Annotated in this window: 19 protein-coding genes and 1 pseudogene; 9 read left to right on the top strand and 11 right to left on the bottom strand. The window is 71.1% G+C overall.

The features are described from left to right. Window positions 1-135: 135 nt before the first annotated feature. The gene (locus K7G61_RS01805) at window positions 136-705 is read left to right on the top strand and encodes a GNAT family N-acetyltransferase (protein WP_225844680.1); all 570 of its coding nucleotides are present in this window, start codon (window positions 136-138) and stop codon (window positions 703-705) included. A 29-nt stretch (window positions 706-734) separates the two neighbouring features. On the opposite strand, the gene K7G61_RS01810 is transcribed toward K7G61_RS01805, so the two are convergent. From K7G61_RS01810 to K7G61_RS01830, 5 genes are all read right to left on the bottom strand, one after another. Continuing rightward, complete coding sequence (locus tag K7G61_RS01810; protein ID WP_225844681.1) at window positions 735-3,068, bottom strand: tetratricopeptide repeat protein; 2,334 nt, start codon at window positions 3,066-3,068, stop codon at window positions 735-737. Between the two features lie 85 nt (window positions 3,069-3,153). Then, on the bottom strand, window positions 3,154-3,777 hold the full coding sequence (locus tag K7G61_RS01815) for a DUF6879 family protein (RefSeq protein WP_225844682.1): 624 nt from the start codon (window positions 3,775-3,777) through the stop codon (window positions 3,154-3,156). Beyond that, complete coding sequence (locus K7G61_RS01820) at window positions 3,770-4,039, bottom strand: hypothetical protein (protein ID WP_225844683.1); 270 nt, start codon at window positions 4,037-4,039, stop codon at window positions 3,770-3,772. The genes K7G61_RS01815 and K7G61_RS01820 overlap by 8 nt, the downstream gene beginning before the upstream one ends. 177 nt (window positions 4,040-4,216) lie before the next feature. Beyond that, window positions 4,217-4,426: a DUF397 domain-containing protein gene (locus K7G61_RS01825; protein ID WP_225844684.1), complete on the bottom strand. Its 210-nt coding sequence runs from the start codon at window positions 4,424-4,426 to the stop codon at window positions 4,217-4,219. Beyond that, the gene (locus K7G61_RS01830; protein ID WP_225844685.1) at window positions 4,423-5,289 is read right to left on the bottom strand and encodes a helix-turn-helix transcriptional regulator; all 867 of its coding nucleotides are present in this window, start codon (window positions 5,287-5,289) and stop codon (window positions 4,423-4,425) included. The genes K7G61_RS01825 and K7G61_RS01830 overlap by 4 nt, the downstream gene beginning before the upstream one ends. A gap of 576 nt (window positions 5,290-5,865) precedes the next feature. Here K7G61_RS01830 and K7G61_RS01835 point away from each other — a divergent pair. Next, window positions 5,866-6,711: a hypothetical protein gene (locus K7G61_RS01835; protein WP_225844686.1), complete on the top strand. Its 846-nt coding sequence runs from the start codon at window positions 5,866-5,868 to the stop codon at window positions 6,709-6,711. A 244-nt stretch (window positions 6,712-6,955) separates the two neighbouring features. On the opposite strand, the gene K7G61_RS01840 is transcribed toward K7G61_RS01835, so the two are convergent. The 4 genes from K7G61_RS01840 to K7G61_RS01855 form a co-directional block, all read right to left on the bottom strand. After that, entirely contained in the window at window positions 6,956-7,627 is a 672-nt protein-coding gene (locus K7G61_RS01840; protein WP_225844687.1) for a hypothetical protein, read from the bottom strand. Further along, entirely contained in the window at window positions 7,624-8,859 is a 1,236-nt protein-coding gene (locus K7G61_RS01845; protein ID WP_225844688.1) for an AAA family ATPase, read from the bottom strand. The genes K7G61_RS01840 and K7G61_RS01845 overlap by 4 nt, the downstream gene beginning before the upstream one ends. Window positions 8,860-8,928: 69 nt before the next feature. Then, window positions 8,929-9,555, bottom strand: coding sequence for a DUF4276 family protein (locus tag K7G61_RS01850; RefSeq protein ID WP_225844689.1), 627 nt, complete (start codon window positions 9,553-9,555; stop codon window positions 8,929-8,931). Continuing rightward, window positions 9,552-11,000: an AAA family ATPase gene (locus tag K7G61_RS01855; protein WP_225844690.1), complete on the bottom strand. Its 1,449-nt coding sequence runs from the start codon at window positions 10,998-11,000 to the stop codon at window positions 9,552-9,554. The genes K7G61_RS01850 and K7G61_RS01855 overlap by 4 nt, the downstream gene beginning before the upstream one ends. Before the next feature lie 499 nt (window positions 11,001-11,499). On the opposite strand from K7G61_RS01855, the gene K7G61_RS01860 reads away from it, so the two are divergent. Together K7G61_RS01860 and K7G61_RS01865 are read left to right on the top strand one after the other, a co-directional pair. Then, window positions 11,500-12,405, top strand: a complete 906-nt coding sequence (locus K7G61_RS01860; RefSeq protein ID WP_225844691.1) for a helix-turn-helix domain-containing protein — start codon at window positions 11,500-11,502, stop codon at window positions 12,403-12,405. 114 nt (window positions 12,406-12,519) lie between these two features. Next, a complete protein-coding gene (locus tag K7G61_RS01865; RefSeq protein ID WP_225844692.1) occupies window positions 12,520-13,086 on the top strand; it encodes a DJ-1/PfpI family protein in 567 nt (188 codons plus the stop codon). Between the two features lie 13 nt (window positions 13,087-13,099). On the opposite strand, the gene K7G61_RS01870 is transcribed toward K7G61_RS01865, so the two are convergent. Beyond that, window positions 13,100-13,366: a protealysin inhibitor emfourin gene (locus K7G61_RS01870; protein ID WP_225844693.1), complete on the bottom strand. Its 267-nt coding sequence runs from the start codon at window positions 13,364-13,366 to the stop codon at window positions 13,100-13,102. Between the two features lie 24 nt (window positions 13,367-13,390). Continuing rightward, window positions 13,391-14,506, bottom strand: coding sequence for a M4 family metallopeptidase (locus K7G61_RS01875; RefSeq protein WP_225844694.1), 1,116 nt, complete (start codon window positions 14,504-14,506; stop codon window positions 13,391-13,393). Between the two features lie 306 nt (window positions 14,507-14,812). On the opposite strand from K7G61_RS01875, the gene leuA reads away from it, so the two are divergent. From leuA to K7G61_RS01900, 5 genes and pseudogenes are all read left to right on the top strand, one after another. Then, the gene (gene leuA, locus K7G61_RS01880) at window positions 14,813-16,576 is read left to right on the top strand and encodes a 2-isopropylmalate synthase (protein WP_225844695.1); all 1,764 of its coding nucleotides are present in this window, start codon (window positions 14,813-14,815) and stop codon (window positions 16,574-16,576) included. 399 nt (window positions 16,577-16,975) lie between these two features. Then, window positions 16,976-17,689 carry a TerB family tellurite resistance protein gene (locus K7G61_RS01885; protein WP_225844696.1) on the top strand — a complete coding sequence of 238 codons (714 nt, stop codon included), beginning with the start codon at window positions 16,976-16,978 and terminating at the stop codon, window positions 17,687-17,689. 84 nt (window positions 17,690-17,773) lie between these two features. Beyond that, window positions 17,774-18,607: pseudogene (locus K7G61_RS01890) on the top strand (MMPL family transporter); the annotation flags it as partial. Between the two features lie 107 nt (window positions 18,608-18,714). Further along, window positions 18,715-20,418 (top strand): histidine kinase, encoded by a 1,704-nt coding sequence (locus K7G61_RS01895; protein WP_225844697.1) that lies wholly within the window; start codon window positions 18,715-18,717, stop codon window positions 20,416-20,418. Beyond that, window positions 20,415-21,107, top strand: a complete 693-nt coding sequence (locus K7G61_RS01900; RefSeq protein WP_225844698.1) for a response regulator transcription factor — start codon at window positions 20,415-20,417, stop codon at window positions 21,105-21,107. Before K7G61_RS01895 ends, K7G61_RS01900 begins: the two co-directional genes overlap by 4 nt. Window positions 21,108-21,164 lie beyond the last annotated feature (57 nt).

A 21,164-nucleotide genomic window follows, 5' to 3' on the forward strand; every position in this document is an offset into this window, starting at 1 on the left:
TTCCTCCCGCCGTCCTCCCGCCGCCCCCGCCGTGCCCCCCACCGTCCACCGTCCGGAACGGCGTGGACGGCGGTCGCCGCCGCGTCCTAGCGTCCCCTTCGGATCACCGAGCCAGTGACCAGTGAGGGGACGCGCATGACACGCTTGCGGCTGCGCACCGCCGGACCGGACGACTCCGAGGGCATCGCCCTGCTGCACGCCGACAGTTGGCGGCGGCACTACCGGGGGGCGTACGCCGACGCCTTCCTCGACGGCGATGTCGCCGCCGACCGCCGGGCCGTGTGGTCGCGGCGGCTCGCCGACCGGGAGGCGCGCTCGGCCACCGTGGTGGCCGAGGACGGCGGGGAGGGCGGGGACCTGGTGGGCTTCGTCCACGTCGCGTTCGACGCCGACGACAAGTGGGGCAGCCTCATCGACAACCTGCACGTGAGGCACGCCCGGCGGCGCGACGGCATCGGCACCGCCCTGATCACGCGCGCCGCCCGGGCCGTCACGGACGAGGCGGACGGCGACGCGGTCCACCTGTGGGTGCTGGAGCAGAACACCCAGGCCCAGGCCTTCTACCGCGCCTTCGGCGGAGTCTGCGTCGAACGCGTCCCCGTCTCACCCCCCGGCGGCGTCCCCGAACGGCTGAACGGCAACCCCACCAAGCTCCGCTTCGCCTGGGCGGACGCCACCCTGCTCACCCGGCCGACGGTCTCCTGACCGGCCCCCGACACCGCCCGCGACGCCGATCACCCCCGGCGCCCCAGACTCCGCTCGATGCGCGCACGGACATCCAGGGCCCGCGGATCCGTGTACGGGTCCAGCAGGGCGAGCGCCGCCTCCCATCGGCCGCGAGCGGCTTCGGGGCTGCCGGGGTGAAGCGCGCCGGCGAGGTGGTCCAGTTCGAGCGCGTGCTGCCACGAGTCGCCCAGGCCCTCGTGCACCGCGGCCGCGCGGCGGTGGAAGGCGATGGCCTCTTGGGGCCGGTCGAGGGCCGCGTACGTCAGCCCCGTGCCGCGCCAGGCCAGGGCCTCGCGGCTGCGGTCACCGAGCCGGCGGTTCAGCGTGGCGGAGCGCTGGTACGAGGCCAGAGCGTCGCCGTACCGCCCCATGGCCCGCTGGACGTCGCCGAGGGTGAGCAGCCAGAAGCCCTCCAGCGTGTGGTCACGGAAGTCCAGCGCGACGGCCATCGCCGCGTCGGCGCATCGCAGGGCCTCTTCCGTCCGTCCTCCTTCGAGGTGGAGGGCGGCCATGACGCGCCGGATGTTCCCCTCACCGCGCCGGTTGTCCAGGGAACGGTGGGCGGACAAGGCCTCCTCGGCCGTTGTGGCGGCCTGCGCCAGACGTCCCGCGCTGAGGTGCGTGCTCGCGACGTTGGACAGGGCGGTGGCGGCCAAACGCTGCTGGTTCTCGGCGCGAAAGAGGGTCACCGCCTGCTCGAAGTGTTCGGCGGCGAGGTCGAGCCGGCGCAGGCGTAAGTGAATCAGTCCGAGGAGATTGAGCGCGTCGGCCTCCTCCAGCCGCCTGCCGGAACCACGGGCGAGGACGAGCGCCCGGCCGAGACTGTCCAGACCCTCGTCGAAATGATTGGTCGCCCTTTGCGCCTGGCCGAGGTCGAGGAGAAGGAGAAGCTGGGCGCCTTCGTCCCCCAGCCGGACCGCCGCCTCCAGCCCCGCGCGTCCCGAATCGATCCAGTCCCGCTCCGCGGCCGAGGGCGGCAGCGCCCGCCAGAGCACCGCCGCGAGTTGCCAGGTGAGCCGGTCGAGTCCCGACGCGGCAGCAGCTCGGACAAGCCCGGGAAAGATGGTGAACTCGCGTTCCACCCAGTCGGCGGCGGCGTTGTAGTCGGCGAATGCCAGGGGCGGTACGGCAGCGGACGATTCCGGCAGTGCCAGGTGTTCCTCGGTCGGGCCGATCCAGCTCTGGGCCGCGTCGGCCGTGTGCAGATACCAGTCCAGAACGCGCTGAAGCGCGGCGTGGCGCTGCTCATCGGACTCTTCCGTCTGCGCCTGTTCGGTGGCGTAGGCTCGCAGCAGATCGTGGAACTCGTAGCGGTCCGGTGCGGTCTGCTCCAGCAAGTGGGCGCCGACCAGGTCGTCCAGGAGCTGCCGGGCACGGCTGACGGTGATGCCGGCGAGGGCGGCCGCCGCGTGCAGGCTGAACTCCGCGCCCGGATGCAGGCCGAGAATCCGGAACAGCCGGGCGGCCTGTTGCGACAGGGCACGGTACGACCAGGCGAACACCGTGCGGACCGCTTCGGCCTCCTCGTCGGCACCCGTGCTCAGCGCGTCCCACAGCGCCGACTCGTCGCGGAGGTCGGCGATGAGGTCGTCCAGACGCATGTACGGGCGGCTGGCCGCGCGTTCGGCAGCGATACGGAGTGCGAGGGGGAGCCGGGCACAGAGACGGGCGAGCTCGGTGAGCTCGTCCTGGTCGTCCTCGGCCCTGTAGCCGTTGGTGACCGCACGCAGTAAGGCGACAGCCTCCGGCTCGGGCAGCGTGCCCAGGGTCAGCCGGCGGGCTCCTTCCCTTATGGCCAGGCCGGACAGGCGGTCCCGGCTCGTGATGACGACCAGGCTGTTTCCGCTGCCGGGCAGCAGGGGGCGGACCTGTCCGGACGTGGCCGCGTTGTCCAGGAAGACCAGCACCCGGCGGTCGGCCAGCAGCGTGCGGTACAGCGCCGCCGCGTCGTCGAGCTCCTGCGGCACCTCCGAGGCGGGTACGCCGAGCGCCCGCAGGAACCCGCGCAGGGCCTGCAGCGCGGTGACCGGCTCGCCGGGGTCGTAGCCGCGGAGATTGACGAAGAGCTGCCCGTCGGGGAAGCGGTCCTTGACCTGATGTGCCCAGTGCAGCACCAGCGAGGTCTTGCCCGCGCCCGCCGTACCCGCCACGACGTGCACCGAGACCACCACCGAAGCGCCGTCCGGGCCCGTCACGACCGCGTCGAGCCGGCGAAGTTCCTCGGTCCTGTTGACGAACGTGGGCACATCGGCGGGGAGCTGCCGGGGCACGGGGCCACCGCGGTCGGCGCCGGGGGAGTGGTGGAAGTGGATGTCCCCGGTGACGCTCCCCGCCTGCACCACATGCCCCGACGTCCCGGACAGGTCGTTGCGTGACTCCGGGGGCCTGCTGCTGTTTTCTTCGGACGTGCTGATGCGAGTGCTCCGTTCAGACGGCCGCGGGTGGCGGGAGGTGAGCGACGACACGGTCGAAATAGGAAAAGATGTCCTCCGCTGTCGCGTAGGCGTCCCTCAGATACGCCACCCAGGGGTCGACGATCTCCGGATCGGTGAAGCGCACCGCTCCGTCGGCTGCCCCGGCATCGGTGTAGAGGACGCGGTAGAGGACGACGTCGTCCTGAACGACCAGTTCGGGAAGAGGGCTGTCCGATTCGGCGGCGGCAACCGCCTTCGCGGGAAGAATACGCACACGTTCCCCGTACTCGGCGCTGAGGCGGAGCGAGTGCAACTCCCACTGCACATAGGGAGTCAGTGGCTCCTCGACCACCCGTACCCGGTGGAACACGGCTCCACGGGCGGTTTCGTCCGCCGCGATCCCGCGCAGTTTGTCCCGGCGCGCCTCGATCAGGCGCAGCGCCTCGTCCCACTCACCGCGGCGCAGCGCCTCCCGGCTCGGGTTGCCGGCCTCCTCGAAATGCTGTCGCCGCTCCAGCTTCCACGAACTGCCGCCGCGGATCGCGGAGTCACGAATCGCGAACTCCCGCTTGTACGCGGCCTGGCCGACGAGCTCACCGCGGCCCAGGGGAAGGGGCGGGACGCGGAGATCAAGCATCGGGAATGTCCGCCTTCGCGGCAGTGAGCATGTTCCCGGGGATGACGACCAGCCTCTCGCCGCCTCGCAGCGCCACACCTTCCGGCAGGCGCGGAGCGTACTCCGCGGTCAGGTCGCGGCCGATGACGGCGATGTCGCCGTTGCTCAACTGCCAGATGTCCGGGCATTCGTCCCGCCCGTCGGAATTGCCCAGCTCGGCCGCCGACTTGCCGAGTCGCTTGACGAATAACGCCGACGGATCGGCCTCCCACGAGTTGCCCACGACTGCCTCCCGACATCCCCTGCTGTCACGGAAAGTACGCAATCATGTTACTCCGGGTGATGGTTCGCGCGCGCCCGGAACCGGCCATTACTGCGCTGGATGCCGGTTGCCGGTGACCGTCGGCGGCCCCGCGCCCGATTTGGGGCCGCCGTTGCCTCTGGGCCGGCAGCCTTCCCGTCAGGCGCGCTCGACCGCGTACGAGAGGAAGGCGGTCCACGCCTCGGGGGCGAAGTCGAGGCGCGGGCCCTCGGGGCTTTTCGAGTCGCGTACGTGGACGGTGGCGGGGGTGGCCGCGACCTCGATGCAGTCGGCGCTTTCGTTACTGCTGTAGCTGCTCTTGAACCAGCGCAGGTCGCCGGCGCTGTCGGCGGAGGGCTTGGTCGTCATGTCTCTCCCAGGACCTTCTCGATGAATGCCAGCGACTCTCGTGGCGTGAGAGCCTGCGCCCGGATGATCCCATACCGGGCTTCCAATGCCCTGAGCTCGGCCCGATCAGTGATCAAGCGATCGAAGCTCTGTACTGAGATGTGACCAACTGTGGGGCCGTTCCTCGGTTCCAGCAAGCGCAGCTCGCCGCCCATTCCCGCGTGGTCCTCGCGATCCGTCGGCATCACCTGGATCTCCACGTTGCGCAACTGGCCCAGCTCCAGTAGCCGTTCGAGTTGGCCACGCAGCACAGCTTTGCCACCCAACGGACGTCGGAGCGTCACCTCCTCCTGTACGAAGCTGAGGACGGGCGCCGGCTGACGTTTGAAGATGTCCTGCCGGGCCATGCGCGCGGCGACGTAGCGCTCGATGGTTTCTTCACTGAGGGACGGGCGGCGCATCCCGTACAAGGCCTCGGTGTAGTCCTTGGTCTGCAGCAGCCCCTGGATGTTGTGGTTGCTGTAGGCGTAGACGGCGACCGACTCCGCCTCCAGCCTCGCCAGGTCCCGTACGCCCTTCGGGAGTCGGGCCTGCTCCACGTCCCGCTTGAAGAGGGAGAGCGCGCCTCCCGCGCTCAGCACCTCGTCCGCAGCGTCGAGGAACTCCGGCTTGGCCGCGCGGCGTCCGCATTCGACCGATGACACCTGTTCCTCGCTGTAGCCGATGCGCCGGCCGAGTTCGGCCTGTTTCAGCCCGGTGCGCTCACGCCAGTACTTGACGTGCCGGCCGACCGTTTTGAGGATGTCGTCGCTGCCCTCCTCCCAGTCGCGTTCTTCCGCGCCGCCGCCCGTCCGCCCTGTTCCGGTCGTCGTTCCGGTCGTCATTGACCCCACCTCATCGTTCGCTTGCCTGGCCGTGCGCCTGGCGGGCCGGACACGGCGGTGCGGCAGCCGTACGCGTAACGCTCCGTACCGGCACCGCTACTTTTCAGCCTAGTTACGGTCCGCCACGCTCTGTCACGTGAACGATGAGATCTCCCCCGACTAAAGAGAATTTTTCATCGCGGCTGTCGGCAACCAGGCGCGGCAGCGACGCCCGCGCGGAACGCCGTCCGCCGACCTGGGGCGTGGCCCCGAGGGGCGTCGGCAAGACGGTCCGGGCCCAGGTGCCGGCGGGAGACAAATCCGGTCCGGGGCGACCCGCACTTCTCCGGCCGCCGTACCGCGAACCGGACATCGGGTGACTTTGCCGGAACTCCGCGTCAAAAGCATTGCGTTGAACCGCGTCGCGCGTCCGCGTAATTCCCCAACCTCTGGACTACCTCAAGTTCGGTCGGATTGCTTGACCGTGCGGGTTCCGCCTCCGTAGGTTCAGGCCATGACAACTCCGAGAACGGAGTTTCGGGGTCTCGCCATTGTGCGAGAGACAGGAGACCTCCCTTGACCAGGGGGAAATACAGAATGAGTGGCCTGCTGCTCGCGGCGGGCACTCTCGCGGCGGCGGCCGCAATGCTTCAGCCGGTGTCGGCTCAGGCCGAGGGCACGGGTTCTTCGGATACCTCGGGTGCGTCGGCGACGTATTCCGATTTGCTCGCCAGCGGTGATCCGATACCGCTGGACTCGGCGAGCACTCCGGAGGCGCAGAAATTCGACTCCGTAGCGGCGGGCTCCGGTATGTCCGCCGCGGACCGGCAGCAGATGCTGGAAAGCGGCTCGTGGGTGAGCTACCCGGTCTACGCCACTGTTTCCGTCGACGACGGGGTCAGTGACGATGACGACGACGCGACCTCCGCGATCAGCGGCGTGCAGTCGGTCGTGACCATGACGCCGCAGGTCAGCGGAGCCTTCGACACGGCGTCGAGCTCGGACGGCACGGCGGTGGAGGACGCGGCGCCGGACGGCAGCGGCTACATCTGCACCGGTGCCACCAACCCGACATACACGATCTACGCGATGAATGTCGCGAAGCGCAAGATCTACCGCTATTCCCTGCACGAGGGCTACTGCCGGGAAGCGTTCCAGCAGATCGTGACCAGCTTCGACTCGGCCCCCACAATACACCACCACGTGTACAAGTGGGCCGCGTTGGCCGGCTGGAGCTGGGGCGGCCAGGATCTTTCCGGAAGCAAGGGCCCGGAATACTACAAGACACTCGGGAAATCGCACGGCGGCGTCAAGACCTGGCGCGAGGGGCAGTTCAACTACTCCCCGATCCGCGTACCCGTCGGCCAGGTCCAGTTCTTCCCCTGGATCCACCAGTACGGCCGCGGCAACGGCACCGTCAAGGACACCTGGGACATCGACTGACACCTGAGTCGCCGAATACCTCGGCATTCCCCGCACGGAGATAACGTGATGCGCCGCCCGGGCCCGACCCGGGCGGCGCATCGCCGTTCATGACAGGTCCTTCAGTCGGGTCGCGAAGCCACGGCCGGGGAATTCCGCGGCGGCGCCGGCCTCCGCCACCACCACGCACGCAATGGGAGCCGTCTCGGCGTCATCCGGTCGCGGTCGCCCGCCGCGCGCATGCTCTATGCGACCGAAATGTTGGTCAGATCCAGCCTGTGAGGTCGCCCACGAAGTCGTCGTACGAGCGGTTGCTGCCGCGTGGGGAGGGGATCAGCCGACGGGTGAGCGCCTCGCGGGCCACCGCCGGGCCGTCGCTCTCCCGGAACACCGGCAGGCCGAGCCCGCGCCTGAGTTCCTCCTTGGCGTCCCTGATACGCCCGGTGTCCTTGTCCAGGAGCTTCGAAGGCACCTTCCACCGCGGACGCACGTGCCGGAAGGCGTCCGGGAACAGCAACAACCAGCTCTCGCTTTCCCAGGCGGCGAGCGCGAGAGCCGTGCGGAACTGCGGACACTGGCGGGCCAGTTCGTCGGTGAGCGCCTTGCGGATCCGGTCGTAGCCGCTATCCGCGTACCCGTCCAGATCCTCGTGGACGACGAAGCCGAGCAGGTCGGCGCGCTCTCGGAGGGCCTTTGCACGGGCCTTCCCGGCCAAGGTCTTCACGGCGGCGGCCAGTTCCGCGCCGGACTTCCCACGCAGCCGCACCGGGTCGTTGATGCGGACCAGTTTGGCGGTCTCGCTCAGATCAGGCCGGTGCGCCCGTATCAGCTCGGCGAGGATCTGGCAGTCGTTCTGGTCCTCACCGGCGAGCACGATGACGCCCCGCGTCTGACCCTTGGACGTCCGCCCGCCGGCCTGTCGCCCGCCCGGGGTCACAGCTCACCTCCGGTGAGGTCGCCGCCGAGGACACCTGAGAACCACAGCTCTCCGAGGGGCTGTTCGCCGGACTCCTCGACGATGGTCTTCACCTCCTCCACGGTCAGCGCGGGAATGATCGAAGCGCCGTCGTCATCGCGGTCGCACACCACGAACTCCTCCGGCCGCAGCCGGTTGACCAGCGCGGGGGAGTGGGTGGCCACGATGAACTGCGTCCGCTCGGCGGCTTCGCGCAGCCGCTGCACGACGAGTTCCAGGGCTTGCGGGTGCAGCCCGTGGTCGATCTCCTCGATACAGGTGAACGCCGGTGGGTTCGGGTCGTAGAGCAGGGCGAGCAGTCCCAGCAGACGGACCGTGCCGTACGACGCGTCGGCGAGCGGCGTCAGCCGGCGCAGGCCGTGTTCGCGCAGGACGACGGTCAACTGGTCCGTGGAACCGCCGACCTCCTCGAACTCGATGTTCTCCAGTTGCGGCAGGACGGTCCGGGCGTCGGCCACTAAATCGTCCCAGATCTCCTCGCGGCCGCTGAGGTGAATCAGGAATCCGGCCAGGTTCTCGGCGTGCGGCGAGAGCGTGGCGAAGTCCGCGCCGCGCAGGCGGGTCGGCTGTCGGGCGGCCGCCACGTCGACGTCGAAGACCCGGAACGACGACAGTCGGTCGGCTACACGCGTTACCTCGTCGCCGCCGTCGGCGGGCCCGAGCCGGGGCAGCGTGGACAGACCGCTGCTGAGCCTGCGGATACCGAAGCTGCCGCTGTCCTTCGTCTGTCCTGCCCGTTCATCGACGACGCGAGCTTCCTCGCCGGCGATGGTGATGCGTCGGCCGCGTCCCTGCTTGCGCTTGAACGCGAAGCTCTCCTCACGCGACAGGGTGTACCGCGTGCCTCGGCCGTCCCGGTTCGACGGCTGGGAGCGGCGACGGATGACGAGGTTGTACTCGTCGGGTGCGTTGCGCGACGCGTTACTGGTCCAGGTCGCCTTCAACTGGATGCGCATCGAGGTCGGCGGCCGGCTCCCGCCCCAGAAGGCCACCTCGTCGAACCCGCCGCGCGCGTCGAGCGCCGGCTGGAGGTCGGTCCGGATGATGTCGGCGAGAAGGTCGAACACCTTCAGCACGTTCGACTTGCCCGCGCCGTTCGGTCCCACCAGCACGGTGAGGGGACCGAGCGGCACCGTCACGTCGCGCAGGCTGCGGAAGTTCTCGACGTGGAGTTCCAGGAGGCGGCCAGGCATGGGAAACCTATCGGCTGGATGTGGGGACGGCATACCTGCTGTGGCACGGTGGCGGCGCTGCGTGAGCTGTCATGCACGGTCCAGTGCTGCTCTGAGATCTGCCATGAACGCCTGCCAGGAAGGCAACTGGGACACCGGCCCGTGGGGGTCGAGCGCTTCCAGGAGTTTGTGCCGGTGCCGCGGGAAGCGGCTGCGGAACGTGGCCAGACGGCGTCCGGAGACACCACTCGCCGTTGCCAGCGTCTCCTGTAAAAGCTTCTTCGGATCGCTGATCCGTTCGACGGCACTGCCCTTGGGCAGATCGAGCTTCATCCGCCCACGGGGATTTTCCGCGACTCGGCGGATGGCCGCTTCGTCGAGGAGTATCCAGGCTTCCAGGGCTCGCACCGGTACAACAGCTATGCAGGGGCGACCAGGCCACTCCGATGTGACGGCCGCGGCCACCTCCTGGTGCCGCTTCTCCGGAGTCACACCATCTGCGTCCCGGTGCACGATCACCAGGTCATATGCATCTCCGAGATTCCGTGCGGCACGGAGTTTGTCCGCCACGGCATGGCATTCGGTGAACCCGAGGCGGCCGAACTCCGGTGCGGTCACCACGGCTTGTGTGCCGCCTTCAGCTGCCACCGCCTCGATATGGGGCACCAGCCCATTGTCGCTCGTTCCCTCGCCGGTGAAGAGGATGCGCAGGGTCACGCCGCCCCCAGATCGAGGGTGATCTGAGCACCGGGAGGTGTGGTCAGGTACGGGAGAATGTCTGCTTTGGTGACATAGTCCCGCCTCCCGTCCGTGACGCGCCAGGTGCCTTCCAGCGGGCGCAGCCGGAGGCCGTGGGTCAGTGTGCCGTCCTCCGTCCGCTGCATGGTCGCGTCCGCGAAGAGCAGATCTTCGGGGGAGACGAGCTGTACGACGCCAGGCGAGTGCGTGTTGATGAGAACCTGCCGGAAGGGATTGTCCGGTCCGGGCTCCTCGGTGGGGTCCACCGCGAGTTCCTGGACGAGTTCCACCATGGGGTTGAGGTTTGCCGGATGGATGCCGTTCTCCGGCTCCTCCATGCAGATCATGCCGCGCACGGTGGGATCCTCGAGCAGCACGCACAGCGCGAGGAAGCGAAGCGTGCCCTCGGACAGACTGCGTGCCGGCAGGAGCATTCCGTCCGACTCCCGGACCTGGACCGTCAGCAACTGCCGCACCTCGTCCTGGTCCACCCCGAGTTCGCGGACCTGTACCCCCGTCAGATCCGACAGCCGACCGGCCACACGCGCGTACACCTGGTCGGGATCTGTCCCGGGCAGGGTGTGCGCGACCCGGTAGAGGGCTGCGGGTAGGTGCGAGCCGTCGACATCCATGCTCTGTGGATCCATGTAACGGTCCGCGCTGCGCAGAGCGGAGGGTTCGAGGGCGAGTCGGCGCCACGACTCCATCTCTCGCCGGGCGGCGAGGATCGTCGGGTCGTCGCTCGATGTGATGGTCGAGACGACCGTGGCCGGGGCACGTGAGGCCGCGGCCGGCTTGGGCTGGCCGCGGCTGCCGCCGTCTTGGTGGATCTTGACGATGGGCTCGCCGGACGACGCGTCCGCGTCGGTCGAGATGTAGGGCGCGCCGCTGCGGTGTCCGATGATGACCTCGTTGCGGAAACGGCCGGCACTGTGGGGGAAACGCATGTGGCTCTTGGCGGCGCCTTTGGTGACGTGCTGCAGGTTCTCACGGAGTAGTGTCAACCGTCCGAACCGGTCCAGACCCGAGGGTTCCTGATAGCCGATCTCCAGCTCGTAGCGCAGGAAGGTGGTCGTAGGTTTGGCGACCCGTCCGAAGTCGTCTTCGATCACCGGAGGGACGATCATTTCGGCAGCGAAGCGCATGCGGTGCTGTCCCGCCCCGTAGCCCTTCCAGAAAAGATCCCTCGGATCGCCGTGGCGATCGCCGTGAACCCCGCGGACCTCTTGCGCGGCCTCCATCATGGAACGGTCGGCAAGGAGGGACAAGAACTGGATCGCGTCGAACACGTTCGACTTGCCGGTACCGTTTTCTCCCGCGATACAGGTGAACGGCCCGAAGTCGATGGACAGGTCCAGCAGGTTCTTGAACCCGTGGACCTCCAACCGGGTCAGCATCGCCCCTCCGTCTTGTTCGGCTTCCACGGATGGATGGTCACCTTCCATGCGTGGAAGATCGTGGGTCAGCGTATCCGGGAACGCTGACATGGGTCTGTGTGTCTGGCGTGGTCATTCCGCCGAGCGACGGGGTGCGCCGGCCTCAGGTGTCCAGGCAGTGCAAACGAACAGCCGCGTCAGTCTGGCGCCCGGCGGGGTCGACGTGAACGACATTTCGAACTCGTCGGTCCCCGTGAGGCCGGGGCGGGCTTCCCCGCGTGCGGCCCCGGTTCGACCCGCCGGGGCGTGGTCGGGCGCGCTCCGGTGGGGCGGGCGGTCTTTGAAAGGAACGGGAGAAGAACCCGCCAAACCAAACCCCTCGGGGGTCAACTGTTGCCGCTAAACCGCTCGTTCGGGTGATGAATCGTCCTGATTTCGGAGTATTGCGATACGGTCGGCGACGACAACCGCACACATGCTTCGGCCCCCGGTAGGACTGGCATCCTGGTCCGAGGGCCTGACCACATAGGAAGCAAACCCCTTCCCCATGGCTGACCCGCAGTCTAACGCGAACGTGCCCGCGCAGCAGCTTCCCGAGGGCGCGCCCTCCTCAGGAGTGATCCACGTTCGGCACCGGCACCGCGACCGGTTCACCATCGTCGGCAACCATCTCGCCCAGCATCCACGGCTTTCGGCGGTCGCGATCGGGCTCGCGGTCCACATCCTGTCGCTGCCCGACGGGGCCTCGGTCACCGTGAAGGCGCTGACCCTGCGGTTCCGGGAGGGGGAGACGACCATCCGGCGGGCGATGAACGAGCTGGAGGAGGCGGGGTACGTCGTCCGCCGCCGGGTTCCGCTCGGCCGCGGGCGGTTCGCCACGCGGACGTTCGCGTACGACAGGCCCGGGTACGCGCCTGACGACGACCGGCGGCATCGGGCGGGGCGGGAGCCGCAGCGGCCTTCGCCGCGACCTGAGGTCCCAGGCGCCCGGCAGCCGGTCGCCGCCCCGTCTCCCGGGCCGCCTCCCGCCTCGCCTCCTCGGCCGTCTCCCGGGCCGTCTCGCGGCGGGCCGTCTCTCCCCGCGCCCTCCGGGCCGGCGGCTGATCTGCTGGCACGGCTGCGGCTCGCGGACCCCCGGCTGCTGCTGTCCGCCCGGGACATCGCGCAACTCCTCCCCGCGGTGGACACATGGCTGGCCCGCGCCGCCACTCCGGTGCAGATCGCGCGAACCCTCACGGCGGGATTGCCGCCCGAGCCCGTGCCCATTCACCATCCGGCCCGCCTTCTGGCCCACCGGCTGACAGTCCTGCTCCCGCCTCCGCTGCCCGCCGAGGCCGGGCCTGCCGAGCGGCCGGCACCGCTGCACACCTGTGACGGGTGCGACCGCGCCATCCGCACGCACGACCCGCACGCCCTTTGCGCAGACTGCCGGCGAGTTGCCGCTGCCGCGTAGCCCCTGGCTTCGCCGGGAGTCGCCCAACAGGTGGTCGGGCGGGCCGGGGAGGGGCATCGTGAGGGGGAGCGGGCCGTGACGGGCGGGTCCGAGCCGAGAGGACGGAGCGGGACGATGACCGTGAAGGTGTTGCTGGTGACCGGGGACGCGGCGGAATCCCTGGAGGTGATGTACCCCTATCAGCGGTTGACGGAGGAGGGGTACGTGGTGGAGATCGCCGCGCCCGCGCGCAAGAAGCTGCGGTTCGTGGTGCACGACTTCGAGGACGGCTTCGACACGTACACGGAGAAGCCGGGGTACACGTGGCCGGCGGACCTGGCCTTCGAGGAGGTCGACCCCGCGCAGTACGCCGCCCTGGTGGTGCCGGGCGGCCGGGCGCCGGAATATCTGCGGAACAACCCCGACCTGCGGCGGATCGTCGAGCACTTCTTCACCGAGGGCAAGCCGGTCGCCCAGATCTGCCACGGTCCGCAGATCTCCGCCGCGGCGGGCGTGCTGTCGGGGCGGCGTACGGCCGCCTACCCGGCGCTGGAGCCCGATGTCGTGGCGGCCGGCGCCGAGTACGAGGACGGCGACGCGGTCGTCGACGGCACCCTCGTGTCGGCCCGGGCCTGGCCCGACCACCCCGGCTGGATGCGCGCCTTCGTCGACCTGCTGCGCAAGACCGCCCCGCCCGCGTGACCCGGTGACGGACCTACGCCCCCTCGCCCAGCACGGCCTGGATGAGCTCGCGCTGGGCGGGGGTCAGGTGCGGGTCGGCGCACTGGATCGTGCGGCCGTCGACCGTGATCTCGTAGGTGAAGCCGTCGGGGACGCCGTGCGCCCCCGAGCGCGGGGCCTGCGCGGCGACCTCGCGGGCCAGGGCCTCCAGGAACGAGCCGTCGGCCCGGCCGGACGTGTCGACGGCCGCGGTCCGGCCGATTCCGGCGAAGCCGCCGCTGCGGTTCACTTCGATGCGCACGACTCCACCGTAGTCATACCCGGGTCACACCTGCTCGGTCTGGGTGGGCTGCGGCTGCTGCGGCACGGCGGGCGCCGCCCCGGGCACGGGCACCCCGACCTGCGTCCACGCCTTCACCACCGCCTTGAGCTGCTCTCCCTCGCCGTACCGCGCCTTGGCGGCGGCCGCGGTGGCGGCTGCGAAGTCGGTGAACCGGGCGCTGGAGTGCAGCGAGCCGCCGGTCAGCGTGTCGTACCAGATCTGGCCGGCCTGCTCCCAGGCGTTGCCGCCGAGGGCGGCGGCCACCAGGTAGAAGGCGTGGTTGGGGATGCCGGAGTTGATGTGGACGCCCCCGTTGTCCTGCGAGGTGGTCACGTAGCCGTTCATCGTGGCCGGCTGCGGGTCCTTGCCGAGCCGCGGGTCGTCGTAGGCGGTGCCGGGCTCCTTCATGGAACGCAGGGCCTTGCCGCGCACGCCCGGGGCGAGCAGGTCCGCGCCGATCAGCCAGTCGGCCTCCTCGGCGCTCTGGCCGAGGGTGAACTGCTTGATCAGGCTGCCGAAGACGTCCGAGACCGATTCGTTCAGCGCGCCGGACTGGCCGTAGTAGTCGAGGTTGGCGCTGTGCTGGGTGACGCCGTGCGTCAACTCGTGGCCGATCACATCCACCGGAATGGTGAAGTCGAGGAAGATTTTCCCGTCCCCGTCGCCGAACACCATCTGCTCGCCGTTCCAGAAGGCGTTGTTGTAGCCCCGCAGGTAGTGGACGCTCGCGACGAGCGGCAGCCCGGCGCCGTCGATGGAGCGCCGGGCGTACGCCTTCAGATACGTCTCGAAGGTGGCGCCGAGGCCGTCGTACGCCCGGTTGACGCTCGCGTCCTTGGACGGCGGGCCGCCCTCGGCGCGGACCTCGGAGCCCGGCAGGGCGTCCTGGTGCCCGGCGTCGTGGATGGTGCGCCGCGGACGGTCCTGGTGGTGGGACGCGGCCCCGGCGGCGACGCCCTCGCCGCTCAGGACGCCGTGGACCGCGTTCAGCCCGCGGCGGGTGCGCTCGCGCGCGTCGTGCTCCAGGGTCCGGCGGGCGGTGGCGGACAGCTCCGCGTCGCCGGCCCGGGCGAGGCTGTCGAGAATGTGTGGCGGCACGATCGTGCAGAAGACTCCCATGTACGCAATGTCGCACGTCCCGCACGCAGTGTCACTGTCACGGGCCCGGGATTGACGAAATGGTGGGAAGCATCATGGCTTTGCTGGACAAGGCCCTCCGTCTTGCATACTGAGAGGACGTACGCATCGGCTGTGTGATCCACGCGGCACTCGGCTAAGGTCTTGTCCATCATGCGTTTCGGGCTGCTTCTTCTTAGCTGCCGCGGCGAGGGCCTGTAGTCGTAGGCCGACCCCCTCCCCGCGGAGTTCGGCGTTGCCCAGCCGTCGGCCGTCCCCGAGCGGACCTCCCGAGGAGCACGAGCCCAGATGACCACGCAGAACCGTGTCGGCCGCGCCACGCCCGTCACCGCCGCGACCGTACGCCAGCGCCCCAGCGGAATGCCGATCCACAAGTACACGCCGTACGAGCAGGTGGAGCTGCCCGACCGCACCTGGCCGGACGCCCGCATCACCCAGGCGCCCCGCTGGCTGTCCACCGACCTGCGGGACGGCAACCAGGCGCTCATCGACCCGATGTCACCGGCCCGCAAGCGGGAGATGTTCGACCTGCTGGTGCGGATGGGCTACAAGGAGATCGAGGTCGGCTTCCCGTCCTCCGGCCAGACCGACTTCGACTTCGTGCGCTCCATCATCGAGCAGGAGGCGATCCCCGAGGACGTGACGATCTCCGTCCTGACCCAGGCCCGCGAGGACCTGATCGAGCGGACCGTGGAGTCCCTGCGCGGCGCGCGGCGGGCCACCGTCCACCTGTACAACGCGACCGCGCCCCTCTTCCGGCGGGTCGTCTTCCGCGGCACCCGCGACGAGGTCAAGGCCATCGCGGTGGACGGCACCCGGCTGGTGATGGAGTACGCCGACAAGCTGCTCGGCGACGAGACGGTGTTCGGCTACCAGTACAGCCCGGAGATCTTCACCGACACCGAACTGGATTTCGCGCTGGAGGTCTGCGAGGGCGTGATGGACGTCTGGCAGCCCGAGGAGGGCCGCGAGATCATCCTGAACCTGCCCGCGACCGTGGAGCGCTCCACGCCCTCCACCCACGCCGACCGCTTCGAGTGGATGTCGCGCCACCTGTCGCGCCGCGAGTTCGTCTGCCTGTCGGTCCACCCGCACAACGACCGCGGCACGGCGGTCGCCGCGGCCGAACTGGCCCTGATGGCGGGCGCCGACCGCATCGAGGGCTGCCTGTTCGGGCAGGGCGAGCGCACCGGCAACGTGGACCTGGTCACCCTGGGCATGAACCTGTTCAGCCAGGGCGTGGACCCGCGGATCGACTTCTCGCAGATCGACGAGATCCGCCGCACCGCCGAGTACTGCAACCAGATGGAGATCCACCCGCGCCACCCGTACGCGGGCGACCTGGTCTACACCGCCTTCTCCGGCTCCCACCAGGACGCCATCAAGAAGGGCTTCGAGGCCATGGAGGCCGACGCCGCCGCCAAGGGCGCGAGTGTGGACGACATCCCGTGGGCGGTGCCTTACCTGCCGATCGACCCCAAGGACGTCGGCCGCTCCTACGAGGCGGTCATCCGCGTCAACTCGCAGTCCGGCAAGGGCGGCGTCGCCTATGTGCTCAAGAACGAGCACAAGCTGGACCTGCCGCGCCGGATGCAGATCGAGTTCTCGAAGATCATCCAGGCGAAGACCGACACCGAAGGCGGCGAGGTCACCGCGGCGGAGATCTGGTCGGTGTTCGAGGACGAGTACCTGCCCACGCCCGGCAACCCGTGGGGCCGGGTCACGCTGCGGTCGGCGCAGACCTCCACCTCCAGCGACGGCACCGACGCGCTGACCGTCGAGGCCGTGGTGGACGGCGAGGAGACCGTTCTGCGCGGCACCGGCAACGGGCCGATCTCGGCGTTCTTCGACGCCCTGGCGGCGATCGGCATCGACGCCAGGCTGCTGGACTACAGCGAGCACACCCTCAGCGAGGGCGCTTCCGCGCGGGCCGCCTCGTACATCGAGTGCGCCATCGACGGCAAGGTGCTGTGGGGCATCGGCGTCGACCCCAACACCACCCGCGCCTCCCTGCAGGCCGTGGTCTCCGCCGTCAACCGCGCGGCTCGCTGATCACCCTTGACGTGGGCCGCGGGTCGTCCCCCAGGGGGCGGTCGCGGCCCACGCCACCGCGGCGGCGGTTCGCGTGCCCGAGCCGGCCGCGTGCCGCGCGCCCAACCCTTCGGCCGCCTGGCCGCCCGTTCGCCCGCGCGGCGTCCGCCCGCCCGTTCGCCCGCGTGCCGCCGGCCCCGGTGCCGCCCGTCCCCGTGCCCCCACGCGTCCCCGTACACCCGCCACGTGCGGTCACCGGCGGCAAGCACGGCGAATTGCCCCCGTACGCGGTACTGACTGCGGATCCCCGGTGTGGCTAACATCACGGCAGTACGGCACCGTGGCCGGTCGACCTTCAGCGCGCATACGGGCCGCTACGTGGTGCGTACCGGGACGAGGACGGCCGGAGGGTGCAGCGAGATGAAGCTGGGGCTGTGTATCTGGGGTGTGCGAACCACCTGGCACACCGAGGACGACGGCGAGTTCTTCTGCCCCGACTGCGGCGGCGACCGCGCCTACCACCGCAGGACCGGCACCCGCCGCCTGACCGTGCTGGGCGTGCCCCTGCTGCCGAGGGGCTCTGCGGGCGTGGTCATCGAGTGCACCGCCTGCCACCGGCAGTACGGGGACGAGGCGCTGCTGCGGCCCACCACCACCCGGTTCTCGGCGATGCTGCGCGACGCCGTGCACACCATCGCCCTCGCCGTGCTCACCGCCGGCGGAGCGGCCGGCCGGCCGGCGCGGGAGGCCGCGGTGGGCGCCGTCCGCTCGGCCGGGTTCACCGACTGCACCGAGGACCAGCTCCTGGGCCTGCTCGCCGCCATTGTCGCGGACGAGGGCCGTTACAGGGCGTCCGACGAACTCGGCCCCGACTCCTTCGGCGACGCCGACGCCGTCGACGGGTGCGGAAGCTGGCTGTCCATCGAGCTGCACGAGGCGCTGGAGCCGCTCGCCGACCACCTGCTGCCGCAGGGCCGTGAGCGCGTCCTCCTCCAGGGCGCCCGTATCGCCCTGGCCGACGGGCCCTACCTGCCGGCCGAACGCGAGGTACTCGAAGCCGTCGGCCGCTGCCTGTCCCTGCCCCAGAACGACATCGACCGCCTGCTCGCGGCCGCCGCGGCGACGGCCTTCTGAGCCAACTCCCCGCGTGGGTTCCCCGCAGGCGTCGGCCCGACCCCGCCTGCCCGTCGGCTGCCGGTTACTCCCCGGGGACTAACCACCGTCGTCGTCCCCGCCGCCGAGGCCACCGCGGCCCAGGCGGCGGTACGGGCGACCCCGGGCGTTGCCGGCGTGGCCGCCGGACGCACCGGCGGGGGCTGGACCGAGATCGCCGCCTACCCGGCAGCGGCCCCGGACAGCCCCGCGGAACACGCCACGATCACCAGGCTGCGGGCGGCCACGGCCCCCGACGGCGGCCTGGTCGGCGGGGCGGACGCGCAGCGCATGGACACCGCCACCACCGCCTCCCGGGACCGCGGGATCGTCGTCCCGCTCGTCCTCGGCGCCGTCTTCCTGCTGCTCGCCGGCCTGCTGCGGAGCCTGGCCGCGCCGCTGCTGCTCACCGCCGCGACCGTCGCCGTGTGGGCCGCGGCCCTCGGCATCGGCGGCCTCGTGTTCGGGCCCGTCCTCGGGTTCCACGGCATCGACCCGGGCCTCCCCCTGCTGAGCTTCGTGTTCCTGGTGGCCCTCGGCGTCGACTACGGCATCTTCCTGACCCACCGCATGCGCGAAGAGGCCGGCCGGGGCGCCGACCCCCACCGCGCCACCATCGCCGCGCTGGAGTCCACCGGCGGTGTCATCGCCTCGGCCGGCGTCGTCCTCGCCGCCACCTTCACCGTCCTGACCACCCTGCCGCTGGTGATGATGGTCGAGATGGGCCTGGTCATCGCCGTCGGCGTCCTCCTGGACACCTTCGTCGTGCGCACCCTCCTCGTGCCGGCCGCCGCGACGCTCCTGTCCCACCGGCTGTGGTGGCCCTGGCTCCCGGCCGCCCACCGCCGGGAGCACGCGCGGCCGGCCGAGGGGACGGGGGAGAGGACGGCGGCCCGGTAGCCGCTCCGGCCCGCACGGCACCGCGCCGGCCTGCCCGCGCGTGGAGTTATCCACAAGTCCCCGACAACTCTCCGCGCCGCGAGCCGCACGTCCCTCAGGATGGAGCCATGGCAACAACGTCCACGTCCACGAGCCTCGCGCCACCGAGCGCAAGCCCGGGCACGGGCACCGGCCCGAGCACCGGGGTGCGCGCGGGTGCGGCCGTGCGCGCCCACGATCGGCCGGTCCCCGCCGGCCGGGTGGGCGCGCGCGATGTCGCGCCGGCCGCCCTCGTGTTCGTGGTCGAGGCAGCCATCGCCCTGTTCCTTCCCGAGGGCGTCGCCAGCCACCGGCCCGACGCGCTGGGGTGGCTGCTGCTGGCGGGCAGCGCGGCCGTGCTGGTGTGGCGCAGACGGCACCCGATGTGGTGCCTGCTGGGCATGGTCGCCGTCGTCGCCCCCTACCACTACCTGGAGTACCTCCAGGAGGCCCCGATCCTGTCGAGCGTGGTCGCCCTGTACGCGATCGCGGTCGCCGGACCGCCGACCAGGACCTTCCTGGTGATACCCACGGTCGTGCTGCTCATGGCCGGCGTGATGTCGACCATAGGCAAGCCCCACGCGGGCACGGACATGCTGCGCAGCGCGGGCTGGATCGTGGCGGTCGCGGTGGCCGGCGAGGTGGTCCGCATGCACCACGAGTACGTGGCGGCGATCATGGAACGGGCGGAACGGGCCGAGCGGACAAGGGAGGAGGAGGCGGCCCGCCGGGTGGCCGAGGAACGGCTGCGGATCGCCCGGGACCTGCACGACCTGCTCGCCCACAGCATCACTCTGATCGGTGTGCAGACCTCCGTCGCCGCGCACGTCCTGGTCGCCGACCCGGACCGGCTGGACCGGGAAGCCGTCGCGGGCGCGCTCGACGCCATCGCGGAGACCTGCCGCGAGGCCCGCGCCGAACTGCGCACCACCTTGCGGGTGCTGCGGGCCGACGAGCACGGGCCGCTGCCGGACCTGGCGGGCATACCCGCGCTGACCGGGGCCGCGGAGGCGGCCGGCGCCCGGGTCGAGCTGACCGTGGACGTGGGCGCCGAGCCGCCGCCCGCGGTGGGGGCGGCCGCCTACAGGATCGTGCAGGAGTCGCTGACCAACGCGGTGCGCCACTCGGGCGCGGCCGCCCCGCACATCACGGTCGCCGTCCGCCGGGACGGCCCGGGCCTGCGGCTGCTGATACGTGACGACGGGCGGCGGACGGCCGGACCCGCGGCCGGCGGGGCGCACGGCGGGCCCGCCGTGCCCGGCGCGGCGGGTACGGGCGGTGCGGGCACCCGCGGCGGTGCGGGCACCCCCGGCGGCCCAAGTGGCCTTGGTACACCTGGCAGCCCCGGCACCCTCGGCGGCCTCCGCGCCCCTGGGGCCACCGGCACGCTCGGCGGCCTCGGCAATCCCGGCGCCCACGGCACGCTCGGCGCCCACGGCACGCTCGGCACCCACGGCACGCTCGGCGGCAATACGGGCGGTCCCGCCCTCGGCGGCAAACCCGGCCGGGCGGAGGGCGCGCGGCGTGCGGACGGTGGCGGCCGGGCGGAGGGCTTCGGCCGCGCGGAGGGCTTCGGCATCATCGGGATGCGGGAGCGGGCCCGCAGCGTGGGGGGCACGCTCACCGCCGGGCCGAGGACCGACGGGCCCGGGTTCGAGGTGACGGCCGAGCTGCCGTTCACCGTGGACCGCGGCGCGCCCGAGCACGGCCGGGAGCAGGACCGCCCCGAGCGCCCGCGGCCGCAGCAGCACCCCGGGGACAGCCCGCTCGCCCACCGAGGAGACCGCGGATGACCACACCCGAGCCGATCCGGGTGCTGCTGGCCGACGACCAGACGCTGGTACGGGCCGCGTTCGCGATGCTCGTCGAGTCCGCCCGCGACATGGAGGTGGTGGGACAGGCCGGTAACGGCGCGCAGGCCGTCGCGCTGGCCCGCAGCGCCCGCGCCGACGTGGTCGTCATGGACGTCCGCATGCCGGAGACGGACGGCATCGAGGCGACCCGGCGGATCGCCGCGGACGACGACCTGGCGGGCGTGCGCGTCCTGGTGCTCACGACCTACGACGACGACGAGAACGTGGTGGCGGCGCTGCGGGCGGGCGCGTCCGGGTTCTTGGTCAAGGACACCAGGCCCGCCGACCTGCTGGACGCGATACGCACCGTGGCCGCCGGGGACTCGCTGCTGTCGCCCGGGCCCACCGCCAAGCTGATCGCCCGGGTGCTGCGGCTGCCCGACCGGCCGCCGGTCAGCGCGCCCGCGCCCGCCCGGCTCGCGGGCCTGTCGGAGCGGGAGCGCGAGGTGCTCACCATGGTGGCCAGGGGCCTGAACAACGCCGAGACCGGCGAGGCGCTGGGCCTGAGCCCGCTCACCGCCAAGACCCACGTCAGCCGGATCATGGGCAAGCTCGGCGCCCGCGACCGCGCCCAACTGGTCATCGCCGCCTACGAGTCCGGGCTGGTCGCGCCCGGCGCCGACCGCTGAGCCGGCGCCGGTCCCGGAAGTCCGCCCGCACCGGGGACGGCGCGCGCGGGACGTGAG

The organism is Streptomyces sp. HPF1205, from assembly GCF_020400825.1.
GTDB lineage: Bacteria > Actinomycetota > Actinomycetes > Streptomycetales > Streptomycetaceae > Actinacidiphila.

Coding starts and splice junctions, on each gene's coding strand:
- K7G61_RS01815 (WP_225844682.1), bottom strand. CDS start 3,777: ATGCTTGATCTCCGCGTCCCGCCCCTTCCCCTGGGCCGCGGTGAGCTC.
- leuA (WP_225844695.1), top strand. CDS start 14,813: ATGACCACGCAGAACCGTGTCGGCCGCGCCACGCCCGTCACCGCCGCG.
- K7G61_RS01865 (WP_225844692.1), top strand. CDS start 12,520: ATGACCGTGAAGGTGTTGCTGGTGACCGGGGACGCGGCGGAATCCCTG.
- K7G61_RS01830 (WP_225844685.1), bottom strand. CDS start 5,289: ATGACGACCGGAACGACGACCGGAACAGGGCGGACGGGCGGCGGCGCG.
- K7G61_RS01875 (WP_225844694.1), bottom strand. CDS start 14,506: ATGGGAGTCTTCTGCACGATCGTGCCGCCACACATTCTCGACAGCCTC.
- K7G61_RS01885 (WP_225844696.1), top strand. CDS start 16,976: ATGAAGCTGGGGCTGTGTATCTGGGGTGTGCGAACCACCTGGCACACC.
- K7G61_RS01895 (WP_225844697.1), top strand. CDS start 18,715: ATGGCAACAACGTCCACGTCCACGAGCCTCGCGCCACCGAGCGCAAGC.
- K7G61_RS01805 (WP_225844680.1), top strand. CDS start 136: ATGACACGCTTGCGGCTGCGCACCGCCGGACCGGACGACTCCGAGGGC.
- K7G61_RS01835 (WP_225844686.1), top strand. CDS start 5,866: ATGAGTGGCCTGCTGCTCGCGGCGGGCACTCTCGCGGCGGCGGCCGCA.
- K7G61_RS01845 (WP_225844688.1), bottom strand. CDS start 8,859: ATGCCTGGCCGCCTCCTGGAACTCCACGTCGAGAACTTCCGCAGCCTG.
- K7G61_RS01860 (WP_225844691.1), top strand. CDS start 11,500: ATGGCTGACCCGCAGTCTAACGCGAACGTGCCCGCGCAGCAGCTTCCC.
- K7G61_RS01825 (WP_225844684.1), bottom strand. CDS start 4,426: ATGACGACCAAGCCCTCCGCCGACAGCGCCGGCGACCTGCGCTGGTTC.
- K7G61_RS01900 (WP_225844698.1), top strand. CDS start 20,415: ATGACCACACCCGAGCCGATCCGGGTGCTGCTGGCCGACGACCAGACG.